Genomic DNA, 13,197 nt, shown 5'->3' with positions numbered 1-13,197 from the left:
CTCCATCAGGTTTGGTGGCGATAGCGAAGAGGTCACACCCGTTCCCATACCGAACACGGAAGTTAAGCTCTTCAGCGCCGATGGTAGTTGGGGGTTTCCCCCTGTGAGAGTAGGACGCCGCCAAGCTTTTCAAAGGATCAGTTCCAGTCGGAACTGGTCTTTTTTGTGCTGTTTGAAAGAAGATCACCTTGATACATATGTGGTATAAATCAGGTTGTTTTACTTTACTACAAGCGTGGAGATGCTCTAAATCAACGTGAAAGTCTGTGAAGCATGTTCACTTTTAAGTATGGAGAAAAGTAATAGAGAGAAAGAATAGCAGGTGTATAGATGCCTGATACAAATTCATTCATTTAAATGGAATTGTATAAGTCTATTTTATTGAAATCAAAACATTCATTGCGTTTAACAGTTGAAATAAAGAAATATCTATATCATTAAAGTATAAAAATTGAAAGGCTGCTGATATTTTTAAAGGATTTACTCGTTTTTAGAGAGAATATAGAGAAGAGAAATACAGCTGTTAATCGTTGAATTGAAGCCGTTTTGACTGGTAACATCAACATCATCTGTTAAAAGAAATACGTTATGAAAAATGAAATAAAATTTTTTTAATATAGCCTTTACAAATGAGTGAAACCTGTATATAATAATCTTTGTCGGATCGAGAGATTCCTACATAGTGGAGGATTAGCTCAGCTGGGAGAGCATCTGCCTTACAAGCAGAGGGTCGGCGGTTCGAGCCCGTCATCCTCCACCATATTTATTCTTACATAATGTTAGGATAGATAAAGCCGGTGTAGCTCAACTGGTAGAGCAACTGACTTGTAATCAGTAGGTTGGGGGTTCAAGTCCTCTTGCCGGCACCACTTTCATATGGTAAGATAGACAAGTCGCTTTAAAAGCGAGCCATTAGCTCAGTTGGTAGAGCATCTGACTTTTAATCAGAGGGTCGAAGGTTCGAGTCCTTCATGGCTCACCATTTTCATGCGGGTGTGGCGGAATTGGCAGACGCGCTAGACTTAGGATCTAGTGTCTTTATGACGTGGGGGTTCAAGTCCCTTCACCCGCATTGCCAAACAACATAAAGAAATCCTGTAATGCGGAAGTAGTTCAGTGGTAGAACACCACCTTGCCAAGGTGGGGGTCGCGGGTTCGAATCCCGTCTTCCGCTTATACCATCCACGCCGGGGTGGTGGAATTGGCAGACACACAGGACTTAAAATCCTGCGGTAGGTGACTACCGTGCCGGTTCAAGTCCGGCCCTCGGCATTATAAAATAAGCGCCCGTAGCTCAATTGGATAGAGCGTTTGACTACGGATCAAAAGGTTAGGGGTTCGACTCCTCTCGGGCGCGCCATTAAGATCGGGAAGTAGCTCAGCTTGGTAGAGCACTTGGTTTGGGACCAAGGGGTCGCAGGTTCGAATCCTGTCTTCCCGACCATCTTTTATGGGGCCTTAGCTCAGCTGGGAGAGCGCCTGCCTTGCACGCAGGAGGTCAGCGGTTCGATCCCGCTAGGCTCCACTTTTTAAAAGATTATTTTATATCATGGCGGTGTAGCTCAGCTGGCTAGAGCGTACGGTTCATACCCGTGAGGTCGGGGGTTCGATCCCCTCCGCCGCTATAAAGGACCTTTAGCTCAGTTGGTTAGAGCAGACGGCTCATAACCGTCCGGTCGTAGGTTCGAGTCCTACAAGGTCCACCATCTATACGGAGGAATACCCAAGTCCGGCTGAAGGGATCGGTCTTGAAAACCGACAGGGGTGTCAAAGCCCGCGGGGGTTCGAATCCCTCTTCCTCCGCCATATTTTTAAAAAATGATATCATCGCGGGGTGGAGCAGTTCGGTAGCTCGTCGGGCTCATAACCCGAAGGTCGCAGGTTCAAATCCTGCCCCCGCAACCAAATTTTTTCTCTATTGGTCCGGTAGTTCAGTTGGTTAGAATGCCTGCCTGTCACGCAGGAGGTCGCGGGTTCGAGTCCCGTCCGGACCGCCATTTTCAAATGAATACATGGCTCGGTAGCTCAGTTGGTAGAGCAACGGACTGAAAATCCGTGTGTCGGCGGTTCGATTCCGTCCCGAGCCACTTTTACAAATAAATATCAGTATGGCGGTTGTGGCGAAGTGGTTAACGCACCAGATTGTGGCTCTGGCACTCGTGGGTTCGATTCCCATCAATCGCCCCATACATATTTTTGCGGGTGTAGTTTAGTGGTAAAACCTCAGCCTTCCAAGCTGATGTCGTGGGTTCGATTCCCATCACCCGCTCCATTTGCATATCGTTCATGGGCCTGTAGCTCAGCTGGTTAGAGCGCACGCCTGATAAGCGTGAGGTCGGTGGTTCGAGTCCACTCAGGCCCACCATGACTTTCCGCAGTAGCTCAGTGGTAGAGCTATCGGCTGTTAACCGATCGGTCGTAGGTTCGAATCCTACCTGCGGAGCCAAATGGAGAAGTACTCAAGTGGCTGAAGAGGCGCCCCTGCTAAGGGTGTAGGTCGCGCAAGCGGCGCGAGGGTTCAAATCCCTCCTTCTCCGCCATTTTTCTGGCCCGTTGGTCAAGCGGTTAAGACACCGCCCTTTCACGGCGGTAACACGGGTTCGAATCCCGTACGGGTCATTTTTTAAAGAGGTCTAATAAAGACCTCTTTTTTATTTTCCGCAAAACGAAAGACCGCCATCATAGCGGTCTTTACTTACATATTCATGGAATAGATCGTATAAGACAAGTATGTCGCAAAGAATCCCCATAAAACATAAGGAATCAATAAAATTGGGACAACTTTGCTTAGTTTACGTGAGACGATGACAAGTGCTAGTGCTGTCAGTGCTACAAGCAGGCAGTCGATCGTAGCTGCAAATAAATCTTTTTTTGTAAATTGAAAAAAGCTAAAGGCTTGATTGAATACATAATTTAAAAGAAACAGAATCCAAAATGGTAATGTGATTTTTTGAAAACCATACTTTGCATAAATGATGGCGGCAGATAACGAAATGAGGGCGAATAAGACAGCCCAGACCGCACCGATGACACCACCACTAGGTGTCCATTCAGGTTTATTTAGTGCGTCATACCATTCCCTGTCGATAGGGAACAGGAACCCTGCAATAGAAAATAATGCGTATGTAATAAAGAAGACGATAACCGCCCAAATGATACTTTTTTTAGCCATCCAGAAATCTCCTCCCAATCAATTCACTCTTCAACTTATTTCCCAATTATTACATGATATAAACATCAAGCCCCCAATATGTGGGGACTAATGATTTTTTTTAGTATAAGGTTCTTCTTCATACGGTTTCAAGTCACCAAACACCGTCATGACACCTTCTTCATCTAATGCTTCTTCATAAGCTTCGTGTGCTTTATTTGGATAGACCTTGCTTGCTTTACCTTCAATATCAGCAGCTGCAAACCCTTCATAGTCTTCCACATAATCTTCATCTTCTGATTGTGTATACACATCATCGTATGTCAATGGAGGAAATTCCATATCGGACGGGGTATCAGAGTTCCCATATCGTTCTACATCTTGGTAGGCATCTTCGCCATCATATGCAGCACTTTCTTCATTTTCAAATTGCCCTGAGGGCGGACTTAATAAGTCCTCTTCAATGGGACGGTTTTGTGAAACGGTCTGTTCTTTTGAATGCTCTGTGCATGTGACGGCGGTGGGAAGGGCTTCTAAGCGTTCTTTAGGAATAGGGGCTTTACACACTTTACACAAACCATAAGAGCCGTCTGCCATTGCTTGGAGTGCTTCATTGATATCGGACAGATGCTCATGTTCCAAACTGTTTAAGGCAATGTCTTTTCCGCGTTCGAATAGTTCTGTCCCTTGGTCGCCAGGGTGGTTATCATAAGCTGACAGTTCGCCCACTGAATCATAAGGAAATGATACTTTCTGTTCATCGTCATGGCTTTTGGCTTCAATTTCTTGTTTTTCATCGAGAAGTCGCTGCTTCAATTGATGTAATTCGTTTTTAGACAACAAAGCGATCACCCTTTCATATCAAACATATTGTTAGTATGAGCAAATTTTTATGTAAGACTTGTGCCAATTTGAAGCAATTCTTCAATAAAAAACGCCTGCGGCTGCAGGCGTTTCGTGTTATGAGAGATAATATTGTAAGATCAATGCGATCGTTAACAGGAAACCAAAAAACGTATTGGTTTGTGCTGTCGACTTCATGGCATTCATTAATTCAATTGGTTTTTCTTTTTGCTTAAATTCTTTAATGGCTGTATAAGCTTTTGGCACACTGAGTAAGACAAGAAGACTCCAAAGACCCACGATATCCATAAAGATATAAACAAAAATGAGTACATATGAGATCACAAACATGGAAAGTAGGATGTTGACGGCCGCTTTACGTCCAGCTAGGATAGCAAGTGTCTTTCGTCCATTCTCTTTATCACCGTCTAAATCACGGATATTGTTCGACAGTAAGATGGCACCAACTAAAATAGAGATGGGTAATGAAATGAGCACAGCTTTTGATGTCAATGTTCCTGTTTGGATATAGAAACTAATTAAAATGATGCCTAGTCCCATAAAAGCACCTGATACAAGTTCTCCAAATGGTGTATAAGCAATTGGTACAGGGCCACCGGTATAAAAATAGCCTGCTGCCATACAAATTAGTCCTATGAGTGCAATCCACCAGCTAGACATCATGCAAATATAGATCCCAAGTAATAAAGAAAGCGCGAATAAGGCATAAGCGAGGCCTAAAACTGTTTTTGGTTTTACACCGTTTCTCACGATCGCTCCGCCGATACCGACAGATTTCTCATTGTCCAATCCGCGAACATAATCAAAGTACTCATTAAACATGTTCGTTGCAATTTGGATAAACATCGATGCAAATAGCATAGCTAAAAATAGCCCAACATGTATTTGACCACTCGGAAGTGCTAGGACAGTTCCTAAAGTAACGGGAATAAATGCCGCTGTTAATGTATGCGGTCGTAGTAAATTCCACCAAATCCGCCAGTTCTTATCAGGCTTTATTGGTGAAAGCTGATCTGATATCGATTGATGCTGCATAAAATATACTCCTTTAAATAAAAAAATACGTACACGTCCAAATTCCAGTTTAGCAAAGTTCAAAAAGGTGTCAATATATTGATGCGATGAAACAAGAAAAAGATGTTTGCTAATCGTTCCCATATAGAGAGAAAGCTTGATCTTCGAACAGGTCTTACCATTTTTTAAGGGATGTTCTCATTTCAATAAGCGGGAGCGAAAAAATCTTGAAAGCGTGATATAATAAGGATTCGAGGTTTTAAAAGCTGTTTTCTTTACTAAGTTCATCTGTTAAGGTTTATAATAGAAAAGCAGGTCATTCGACATACTCGAATGTTCATGTATTTTTTACATGATGGTTTTATTTTTATATGTTATTTCATGGATTTTGGAGGAATGTATCATGGTGACAACAGTGCAAAGTACTTTCCGGCAGGAAGCGCTTGCGACATTAGAAGAAGCGAATAACGTCAACCATGCTGTTTTGATAAGCTACTCCAGAAGAGTTGACGATCTGGATCCTCTTGCCTTTTTCCAAAGCGGCGAAGCGGATTTTTTAGGCGAGCGGTTTTTTTGGTCTGATCCAGAAAGCCAAATGATATTTTCTGGACTTGGCAGAGCGGCCGTGATTAAATCATCAGAGCAAGGCAAAGAACGATTCAATATCGTCCATCAAGAATGGGAGCAGCTGAAACAGCATATGTTCCATTTTCATGATGAGAAGGAGTTAAAGCAAGCGGCAGTTGGTCCGCTTTTATTTGGAGGATTTTCATTTGATCCATATGAAGAGAAGGCGCGTCACTGGGAAGCATTTGGCGAGGCTCATTTTTTTGTGCCATCGATGATGCTGACTGTTTCAAAAGAGGGCACGTTTCTAACGATCAATGAATGGAACGAGGTGGACGGGAATGTTCATCAGCTCATTCAAGAGTTAGAACAGAAAGCTTCTAATTTTGATGCATTGCCTGTCAGAAATCATGGACAAGCTGAGCTTGTTCATATGGAAGAGTTAGATGTCCAGGAATGGATGAAAGCAATCCATGAAGCGACAGAACACATTCGTGTGAACGAATATGAAAAGGTTGTTTTAGCAAGAGAAGTCTTGCTTCACTATAAAAATCAAATTGAACTCGCTCCACTATTAGCAGAATTACTAAAACATCAAACAACGAGTTATGTATTTGCTATAGAGCAGGGAAGACAAGCATTTGTCGGGGCGACGCCTGAACGTTTAGTGAAAAAAAGCGGTGGTGAAGTGTTTTCATCGTGTTTGGCAGGTTCTATTGTACGTGGTCAAGATGAAGTAGAAGATCAGGCACTAGGTGAGGAACTGCTTCATGATGAGAAAAATTTGATTGAACATCAAATTGTCGTGAATATGATTGAGCAGGCATTTGAAGCAAACTGCCATCATGTGCATAAGCCAAATCAACCAAGTCTTTATAAAACGAAAAACATTCAGCATTTATTTACACCCATTGTGGGAGAAATCAAAAGCAGCTGTTCACTCTTTTCATTAATTGAACAGCTTCATCCAACACCAGCGCTTGGAGGATATCCTAAGGAAAAAGCGGTAGAGGTGATTCGTGAAATCGAACCGTTGAAACGCGGTTGGTATGCGGCGCCAGTGGGATGGATTGATTCTAAGGACAATGGAGAATTTGCTGTCGCCATTCGATCAGGTCTTATTGAGGAAGACCAAGTTCGTTTGTTTGCTGGATGTGGAATTGTAGAGGATTCCCTTGCAAAACAAGAGTATGAAGAAACGCAAGTGAAATTAAGACCAATGCTGTCTGCTCTTGGAGGTCGTCCTATTGAATAATCAAATCATGACAAGATATATTGGCAGATTAATGGATGAATTTGTGCAAAGTGGTGTGAAGGAGGCGGTTGTTTGTCCTGGTTCCCGTTCAACACCGCTTGCGATGCTCGCTCTTGCTCATCAAGAGATCAATGTCCATGTGTTAGTGGATGAACGGTCTGCTGCTTTTTATGCACTGGGTCTTGCGAAAGCGAGCCAAACACCAGTGCTACTCATTTGTACATCAGGTACGGCAGCAGCTAACTTTTACCCAGCTGTTGTCGAGGCACATTATTCTCGGGTACCACTGATTGTTTTAACTGCTGATCGGCCGCACGAATTGAGGGAGGTTGGGGCACCTCAAGCGATTGATCAGCAATTCTTATTCGGTAAGTTTGTTAAATGGTTCACAGACTTAGCTTTGCCAGAAGAAAGCCAAACGATGCTGCGGTATGTCCAAACTGCTGCTGCTAGGGCAAGTCATGTGTCTATGCAGGAGCCAAAGGGACCAGTTCAAGTGAATGTGCCGCTGAGAGAACCATTGCTACCTGATTTGTCTATTGATCCTTTTGATAGAGAAGAAGGAGCTGCGAACAAAGTTTTAGCAGCAGGTCAAGCTCGCCCGGATGATCGTGTTATGTCAGAATTAGTGTCTATCATGAACAAAGCGGCAAAAGGAATTATTGTTGCTGGTGAACTTCACTCGCCGGAAGAGCAGGCGTCAGTGTTACGTCTTGCAAAAGCTTTGCATCTGCCAATTTTAGCTGACCCGCTTTCTCTTTTGCGAAATGGACATGAAAGTGAAGAATACATCATAGATGCATACGATTCTTTGTTAAAAGATGAGGCATTGCAGCAGCATCTCTTGCCTGAAATGGTCATTCGTTTTGGACCGATGCCTGTGTCTAAGCCTTTATTTAAGTGGCTAGAAAAGCATGCGGAAGTGAAGCAGATTGTCGTCGATGCTGCGGGTGGTTATCGCGATCCTGGTTTAAGCGCATCATACATGATTGAAAGTCATGCAGCCTCTTTTGTAGAAGAAGTCTTGATGAGAGCGGAAAAGCGTCAGGATACATCTTACTTACGACGCTGGCAGAGTGTCAATTCTTCTTTTAGAATGCATGCAAATCAATACAATGATGAGGACCTGACATTTGAGGGAAATGTCTATCGTCAGCTGCAGCACCTTTTGCCAAAAGAGAGTGTGCTCTTTATCGGAAATAGTATGCCTATTCGAGATGTCGATACCTTTTTTGAAACGCAGTCAAAACCGTTTCGGATGATGGCGAATCGCGGAGCAAATGGCATTGATGGTGTTGTGTCCACAGCTCTTGGAACATATGCAGCCTTGAAACAACCCATCACTTTAGTCATCGGTGATTTGTCTTTTTACCATGATATGAACGGTCTTCTTGCAGCTAAGCTAATGGACATTCCGTTCACGGTTGTGTTGTTAAACAATGATGGTGGAGGAATCTTTTCTTTCCTTCCGCAGGCATCCGATGAACCGTATTATGAAAAGCTCTTTGGTACGCCGACTGGGTTGAATTTTGAGTATGCATCAAAGCTATATGGGGGAACCTATTCGAAGCCGACAACGAAAGAAGAGTTAAAAGATGTATACTTGGCGCATATCCAAGAACCAGGGCTTCATTTAATTGAGATTGAAACTGACCGGCATTCTCGCGTGGGCAAACATCGCCAAATGATGGACGAGATATTGAGGGAAGTGAAAAAAGAATGCCTTCACTCATAATACGAATGCACGATGGTGTGGCGTATGAGGTGATAGACCATAACCCATCTGCTGAAAATGCCACGTTATGTTTACATGGTTTTACAGGGAGTGCAGCTTCTTGGGCTTTTTTGAATACTTATACAGAAAAACATACGAGATTGATTCAGGTCAGCTTGCTTGGACATGGCCGCACAGACTCACCAAAGAGTATAAGAAGATATGCAATGTCCCTGCAGCTGGCAGATCTTGCTGAAATTTTAGATCAATTAAAGCTTCACAAAGTGAACATTCTCGGATATTCTATGGGAGGGCGTATTGCTTTATCATTTGCCTCCCGTTATCCAGAACGCGTAAACAAGCTGATTCTTGAGAGTACTTCTCCAGGACTGAACTCTTTTAAAGAGCGGATGGCGAGGCTGAATCATGATCATCAGCTAGCTCAAAAGATCAGACATGAAGGATTAGCGCAGTTTGTGGATTTTTGGGAGAACATTCCGCTGTTTGCTTCGCAGAAATCCTTGCCAGCGGACAGGCTAACGCAACTGAGAGAGGGAAGGCTAAAAGCCGATCCTAACGGGCTGGCTCGCAGCTTAGAAGGTATAGGAACCGGTTCACAGCCTTCTATGTGGCAAGCATTAAAGCAGATAAAACAGCCTGTTTTACTCATTTGCGGAACACTTGATAAAAAGTTCTGTCACATCGCCAAACGTATGCAGCAGGAGCTTGAATACAGTCAATTCACAGTAGTAGAGCATGCCGGGCATACAGTTCATGTGGAACAACCACATTTTTTTGGTAAAATAGTAAGTGAGTTTATTTTATCGCAAGATTAGAGGAGGAAATATTGATGGCTATTGAATGGCAAACTGAGCGTCAGTATGACGAAATTTTATATGAAACATATAATGGGATTGCAAAAATCACCATTAACCGTCCGCATGTACATAATGCATTTACACCAAAGACTGTAAGTGAATTAATTGATGCATTCTCACGTGCTCGCGACAATTCAGATGTTGGTGTCATTGTCCTTGCAGGTGCTGGAGGAAAAGCATTCTGTTCAGGTGGAGACCAAAAAGTACGCGGTCATGGCGGCTATGTAGGAGACGATCAAATTCCACGTCTAAACGTCCTAGACTTACAGCGTTTAATTCGTGTCATTCCAAAACCAGTTATTGCGATGGTTGCTGGCTATGCTATTGGCGGCGGGCATGTGCTTCATGTCGTGTGTGACCTTACCATTGCAGCAGACAATGCGATTTTTGGACAAACAGGACCAAAAGTGGGCAGCTTTGATGCTGGTTATGGATCTGGCTATCTTGCACGTATTGTGGGTCATAAGAAAGCAAGAGAAATCTGGTACTTATGCCGTCAATACAATGCACAAGAAGCGCTTGATATGGGACTTGTCAACACAGTTGTACCATTAGAGCAGCTGGAAGAAGAAACAGTGAAGTGGTGTGAGGACATGCTAGAAAAGAGTCCGACTGCTTTACGATTCTTGAAAGCTGCATTTAATGCGGACACAGATGGATTAGCTGGTATTCAGCAATTTGCAGGAGATGCAACCCTTCTTTATTACACAACAGATGAAGCAAAAGAAGGACGCGATTCCTTTAAGGAAAAACGGAAGCCAGACTTCGGTCAGTTCCCTCGTTTCCCTTGATTCAATGATATGGATGAAAACAGCTTAGTGCATCAGACTGAGCTGTTTTCTTTTATGAAAAGGAGGTGTCATGATGAAGCAACCGAATTGGCTGCTGCACCGTGCGTATTTAACGCCAGACCGGGTCGCACTCATTTATCAAGACAACGAGTGGACATTTCGTGATTTAGCGAATGATGTAGACCAACTTGCGAATCGACTGACACGTGCATCTTTTAAAAAAGGGGATACGGTTGCGATTTTAATGAACAACCATCCTCACATGGTCATGCTTGTTCACGCTTGTTTTTTATTAGGCTTCAAGATTGTGTTATTGAACAATAAGTTAACAAAAGCAGAGAGACGCTTTCAGTTGGAAGATGCGAAAGTCATGGCTTTATTAACAGAGCCTGCATATGCAAATGAGCATCAAGGTGATTTACCTGTTTATACAATAGAGACTTTACCTGATGCAGATCATGATATGGAAAAGAAGGTCGTACATGATATTGATTTAAATGAGACGGCGACGATTATGTATACATCTGGAACGACAGGACGCCCTAAAGGGGTGGAGCAAACGTTTGGCAATCATTTTCATAGTGCTGTTTCCTCGGCATTGAACTTAGGGATCAGGGAGAACGACCGCTGGCTCATTGCCTTGCCTCTTTTTCATATAAGCGGTTTATCCGCTATATTTAAATCTGTCATATACGGTATGACTGTCGTGCTTCATCAAAAGTTTGATGTCGATGAAGTCAAGAATGCTATTGAACAGCATCGAGTGACGATGTTGTCAGTTGTTCAAACCATGCTGTCCCGTTTATTAAGTGGACTTGAAGAATGTCCATCATCTTTGCGCTGCCTGCTGTTAGGCGGAGGCCCTGCGCCTTATGCGATGCTTCAAGAGAGTAAGGAGAAAGGATTTCCTGTGTTTCAATCGTACGGTATGACGGAGACCTGCTCGCAAATTGTGACACTTGCACCCGAATTTAGTGTGGAAAAGCTTGGATCAGCGGGAAAACCCCTTTTTGGGTGTGAATTAAAGATTCAAGATGAGGACCGTCCGTGTCGTCCTTTTGAGCATGGTGAAATCATGGTAAAAGGTGCAAATGTCATGAAAGGCTACCTTTATCGTCAAGAGGCAACAGCTGCTGCATTTGAGCAGGGCTGGCTGAAAACGGGTGATATTGGCTATGTAGATGAGGACGGATTCTTATTTGTGCTTGATCGGCGGTCAGACTTAATTATTTCTGGCGGAGAAAATATTTATCCAGCAGAAATTGAAGCAGTTCTTTTAACACATCCAAATGTAAAGGAAGCCGGAGTGACGGGTATGTATGATAAAAAATGGGGAGAGGTACCTGCTGCCTTCCTTGTGACAGATGAGCAGATTCCGGAGAATGAGCTCTATGCTTTGTGTCAGTCGCAATTAGCCAAGTATAAATGGCCCGCCGCTTTTCACTTTGTGGATGAGCTACCAAGGAATGCGTCGAATAAATTGCAGAGGCACAGACTCAAATCAAAGGGGTTTTTAGATGATTCAAATTGAACGTGTGATCTTATATCATGTCACGATGAAACTCAAACAGCCGTTTACAACGAGCCTTGGGACCATTTCAGAGCGTGAGTTTATTATTGTCGAGGTCAAAGATCAAACAGGATTAACTGGTTGGGGAGAGGTATCTGCCTTCTCTTCTCCGTGGTATACAGAAGAAACCATCGAGACCTGCTATCACATGCTCAGGGCTTTCTTTATCCCAAACGTGCTGACCCGATCTTTTACACATCCATCGGACATACCAGACAGCTTGTACCATTTTAAAGGCAATAGAATGGCCAAAGCAGGAATTGAGGCAGCTGTGTGGGATATTTATGCGAAGCGAGAAAATAAGTCCTTACGTGACGTCTTAGGCGGTACTAGAGATAGAATTCCATCTGGTGTCGTTGCGGGGTTAGGGCCAATAGATGATATGATTCAGCAAATCGAGCAATTTGTTGATCAAGGCTATCAGCGTGTGAAAGTGAAGATTAAGCCGGGACAAGATATTGGACTTCTACAAAAGATAAGAGAGTCTTTCCCTCACCTTCCGTTAATGGCGGACGCAAACTCTGCTTATGAATTAAAAGATATTAGCAAACTGAAGCAGCTCGACGATATTCGTTTATTAATGATTGAACAGCCTTTAGCCGCAGATGACATTGTCGATCATCGGCATTTGCAAAAGCATTTAAAAACACCAATCTGTTTGGATGAAAGTATTTGTTCTTTAGATGATGCGAGAAAAGCTGTAGAACTTGGAAGCTGTCAGATTATTAATGTGAAGCCTTCACGAGTTGGAGGGCTGACTGAAGCACTTAAAATTCATGCGTTCTGCAAGGAGCAGCAGATTCCGTTATGGTGCGGTGGAATGATTGAAACAGGCATTTCTCGCGCGCAAAACGTGGCACTTGCATCACTTCCGCAATTTGCGATTCCTGGGGATATTTCAGCATCGTCGAAATATTGGGAGCAGGATATCATTTTTCCTGAAATTAAAGTTGAAAATGGGTTTATTGAGGTGCCTCGTTCTCCAGGTATGGGCGTAGAAGTTGATTATCAAGCGCTTCGTTCTTTCTCAGATAAAATTGATGTGTTTACAAAACATGATTTTGTGAAATGAAAACGAATGAATCGCCATTTGCACCATCAATAGAACCACTGTATAGTTGAGGAAAGTTTTTCCTTCCTGTCTGAACAAAAAGAAAGAGCGGTCATCCGCTCTTTCTTACTCTTCTACAAGCCCGCTGTCGTAAGCAAGCTGTCCAATATACTGATGCATGTCATTGGGCATGTCGGAAACATGTCCGTATTCATAATCCCAAAGATTTAAAAAGGAGTGAGCTGCTTGATAAAATGCAGCCTCGTCCGCGTCCTGAATTTCTTCAAGAAACGTTTGAGCAAGCCGATCGTTTTTCAAAGCGAAGCGCCTCCTTTAATGAGA

The 13,197-nt window shown here is 43.2% G+C and carries 10 protein-coding genes, 21 tRNA genes and 1 rRNA gene; 28 read left to right on the top strand and 4 right to left on the bottom strand.

Translation table 11 applies throughout. The features are described from left to right. Positions 1–10 precede the first annotated feature (10 nt). The 22 genes from rrf (at position 11) to LCD32_RS13570 (ending at position 2,619) form a co-directional block, all read left to right on the top strand. Positions 11–126: ribosomal RNA gene (rrf, locus tag LCD32_RS13675) — 5S ribosomal RNA — on the top strand. Positions 127–684: 558 nt separating this feature from the next. Beyond that, positions 685–760: transfer RNA gene (locus LCD32_RS13670), tRNA-Val, on the top strand. 33 nt (positions 761–793) lie between these two features. Continuing rightward, positions 794–869 (top strand) — tRNA-Thr (locus tag LCD32_RS13665). 37 nt (positions 870–906) lie between these two features. Next, positions 907–982: transfer RNA gene (locus tag LCD32_RS13660), tRNA-Lys, on the top strand. A gap of 7 nt (positions 983–989) precedes the next feature. Further along, positions 990–1,072 (top strand) — tRNA-Leu (locus tag LCD32_RS13655). A gap of 30 nt (positions 1,073–1,102) precedes the next feature. After that, a tRNA-Gly gene (locus LCD32_RS13650) sits at positions 1,103–1,174 on the top strand. 12 nt (positions 1,175–1,186) lie between these two features. Next, positions 1,187–1,272, top strand: a tRNA-Leu gene (locus LCD32_RS13645). A gap of 11 nt (positions 1,273–1,283) precedes the next feature. Then, positions 1,284–1,360 (top strand) — tRNA-Arg (locus tag LCD32_RS13640). A 7-nt stretch (positions 1,361–1,367) separates the two neighbouring features. Next, positions 1,368–1,444: transfer RNA gene (locus LCD32_RS13635), tRNA-Pro, on the top strand. Between the two features lie 8 nt (positions 1,445–1,452). Further along, positions 1,453–1,525, top strand: a tRNA-Ala gene (locus LCD32_RS13630). A 26-nt stretch (positions 1,526–1,551) separates the two neighbouring features. After that, a tRNA-Met gene (locus LCD32_RS13625) sits at positions 1,552–1,625 on the top strand. A 4-nt stretch (positions 1,626–1,629) separates the two neighbouring features. Further along, positions 1,630–1,706: transfer RNA gene (locus tag LCD32_RS13620), tRNA-Ile, on the top strand. 7 nt (positions 1,707–1,713) lie between these two features. After that, positions 1,714–1,806 (top strand) — tRNA-Ser (locus LCD32_RS13615). A 22-nt stretch (positions 1,807–1,828) separates the two neighbouring features. Then, a tRNA-Met gene (locus LCD32_RS13610) sits at positions 1,829–1,905 on the top strand. A 15-nt stretch (positions 1,906–1,920) separates the two neighbouring features. Further along, positions 1,921–1,997, top strand: a tRNA-Asp gene (locus tag LCD32_RS13605). 17 nt (positions 1,998–2,014) lie between these two features. Continuing rightward, a tRNA-Phe gene (locus tag LCD32_RS13600) sits at positions 2,015–2,087 on the top strand. A 24-nt stretch (positions 2,088–2,111) separates the two neighbouring features. Beyond that, positions 2,112–2,187: transfer RNA gene (locus LCD32_RS13595), tRNA-His, on the top strand. Positions 2,188–2,198: 11 nt separating this feature from the next. Next, a tRNA-Gly gene (locus LCD32_RS13590) sits at positions 2,199–2,272 on the top strand. Positions 2,273–2,288: 16 nt separating this feature from the next. Beyond that, positions 2,289–2,365: transfer RNA gene (locus LCD32_RS13585), tRNA-Ile, on the top strand. 6 nt (positions 2,366–2,371) lie between these two features. Then, positions 2,372–2,446, top strand: a tRNA-Asn gene (locus LCD32_RS13580). 3 nt (positions 2,447–2,449) lie between these two features. After that, a tRNA-Ser gene (locus LCD32_RS13575) sits at positions 2,450–2,540 on the top strand. Between the two features lie 7 nt (positions 2,541–2,547). Then, positions 2,548–2,619, top strand: a tRNA-Glu gene (locus LCD32_RS13570). A gap of 76 nt (positions 2,620–2,695) precedes the next feature. On the opposite strand, the gene LCD32_RS13565 is transcribed toward LCD32_RS13570, so the two are convergent. From LCD32_RS13565 to LCD32_RS13555, 3 genes are all read right to left on the bottom strand, one after another. Continuing rightward, on the bottom strand, positions 2,696–3,172 hold the full coding sequence (locus LCD32_RS13565; RefSeq protein ID WP_224564016.1) for a TspO/MBR family protein: 477 nt from the start codon (positions 3,170–3,172) through the stop codon (positions 2,696–2,698). Between the two features lie 87 nt (positions 3,173–3,259). Next, complete coding sequence (locus tag LCD32_RS13560) at positions 3,260–3,994, bottom strand: TraR/DksA C4-type zinc finger protein (RefSeq protein ID WP_017367914.1); 735 nt, start codon at positions 3,992–3,994, stop codon at positions 3,260–3,262. 117 nt (positions 3,995–4,111) lie between these two features. Next, positions 4,112–5,050 (bottom strand): 1,4-dihydroxy-2-naphthoate polyprenyltransferase, encoded by a 939-nt coding sequence (locus LCD32_RS13555; protein ID WP_224564014.1) that lies wholly within the window; start codon positions 5,048–5,050, stop codon positions 4,112–4,114. Between the two features lie 382 nt (positions 5,051–5,432). On the opposite strand from LCD32_RS13555, the gene LCD32_RS13550 reads away from it, so the two are divergent. From LCD32_RS13550 to menC, 6 genes are all read left to right on the top strand, one after another. After that, positions 5,433–6,851, top strand: a complete 1,419-nt coding sequence (locus LCD32_RS13550; RefSeq protein WP_017358381.1) for an isochorismate synthase MenF — start codon at positions 5,433–5,435, stop codon at positions 6,849–6,851. Next, complete coding sequence (menD, locus tag LCD32_RS13545; protein WP_224564012.1) at positions 6,844–8,586, top strand: 2-succinyl-5-enolpyruvyl-6-hydroxy-3-cyclohexene-1-carboxylic-acid synthase; 1,743 nt, start codon at positions 6,844–6,846, stop codon at positions 8,584–8,586. Before LCD32_RS13550 ends, menD begins: the two co-directional genes overlap by 8 nt. Further along, positions 8,571–9,401: a 2-succinyl-6-hydroxy-2,4-cyclohexadiene-1-carboxylate synthase gene (gene menH / locus LCD32_RS13540; protein WP_224564009.1), complete on the top strand. Its 831-nt coding sequence runs from the start codon at positions 8,571–8,573 to the stop codon at positions 9,399–9,401. Before menD ends, menH begins: the two co-directional genes overlap by 16 nt. A 14-nt stretch (positions 9,402–9,415) precedes the next feature. Continuing rightward, complete coding sequence (gene menB / locus LCD32_RS13535) at positions 9,416–10,234, top strand: 1,4-dihydroxy-2-naphthoyl-CoA synthase (protein WP_008342913.1); 819 nt, start codon at positions 9,416–9,418, stop codon at positions 10,232–10,234. A gap of 70 nt (positions 10,235–10,304) precedes the next feature. Further along, on the top strand, positions 10,305–11,765 hold the full coding sequence (locus LCD32_RS13530) for an o-succinylbenzoate--CoA ligase (RefSeq protein WP_224564006.1): 1,461 nt from the start codon (positions 10,305–10,307) through the stop codon (positions 11,763–11,765). After that, complete coding sequence (gene menC, locus LCD32_RS13525; RefSeq protein WP_224564003.1) at positions 11,752–12,876, top strand: o-succinylbenzoate synthase; 1,125 nt, start codon at positions 11,752–11,754, stop codon at positions 12,874–12,876. The genes LCD32_RS13530 and menC overlap by 14 nt, the downstream gene beginning before the upstream one ends. 105 nt (positions 12,877–12,981) lie before the next feature. On the opposite strand, the gene LCD32_RS13520 is transcribed toward menC, so the two are convergent. Next, the gene (locus LCD32_RS13520) at positions 12,982–13,173 is read right to left on the bottom strand and encodes a hypothetical protein (RefSeq protein WP_017358376.1); all 192 of its coding nucleotides are present in this window, start codon (positions 13,171–13,173) and stop codon (positions 12,982–12,984) included. Between the last annotated feature and the right edge of the window lie 24 nt (positions 13,174–13,197).

This window comes from Bacillus sp. RSS_NA_20 (assembly GCF_020165915.1).
Lineage (GTDB): Bacteria > Bacillota > Bacilli > Bacillales > Bacillaceae > Bacillus > Bacillus altitudinis.
This window is presented reverse-complemented; position numbering and strand designations above follow the sequence as displayed.

Coding starts and splice junctions, on each gene's coding strand:
- LCD32_RS13565 (WP_224564016.1), bottom strand. CDS start 3,172: ATGGCTAAAAAAAGTATCATTTGGGCGGTTATCGTCTTCTTTATTACA.
- LCD32_RS13555 (WP_224564014.1), bottom strand. CDS start 5,050: ATGCAGCATCAATCGATATCAGATCAGCTTTCACCAATAAAGCCTGAT.
- LCD32_RS13550 (WP_017358381.1), top strand. CDS start 5,433: ATGGTGACAACAGTGCAAAGTACTTTCCGGCAGGAAGCGCTTGCGACA.
- menH (WP_224564009.1), top strand. CDS start 8,571: ATGCCTTCACTCATAATACGAATGCACGATGGTGTGGCGTATGAGGTG.
- menB (WP_008342913.1), top strand. CDS start 9,416: ATGGCTATTGAATGGCAAACTGAGCGTCAGTATGACGAAATTTTATAT.
- LCD32_RS13530 (WP_224564006.1), top strand. CDS start 10,305: ATGATGAAGCAACCGAATTGGCTGCTGCACCGTGCGTATTTAACGCCA.
- menC (WP_224564003.1), top strand. CDS start 11,752: ATGATTCAAATTGAACGTGTGATCTTATATCATGTCACGATGAAACTC.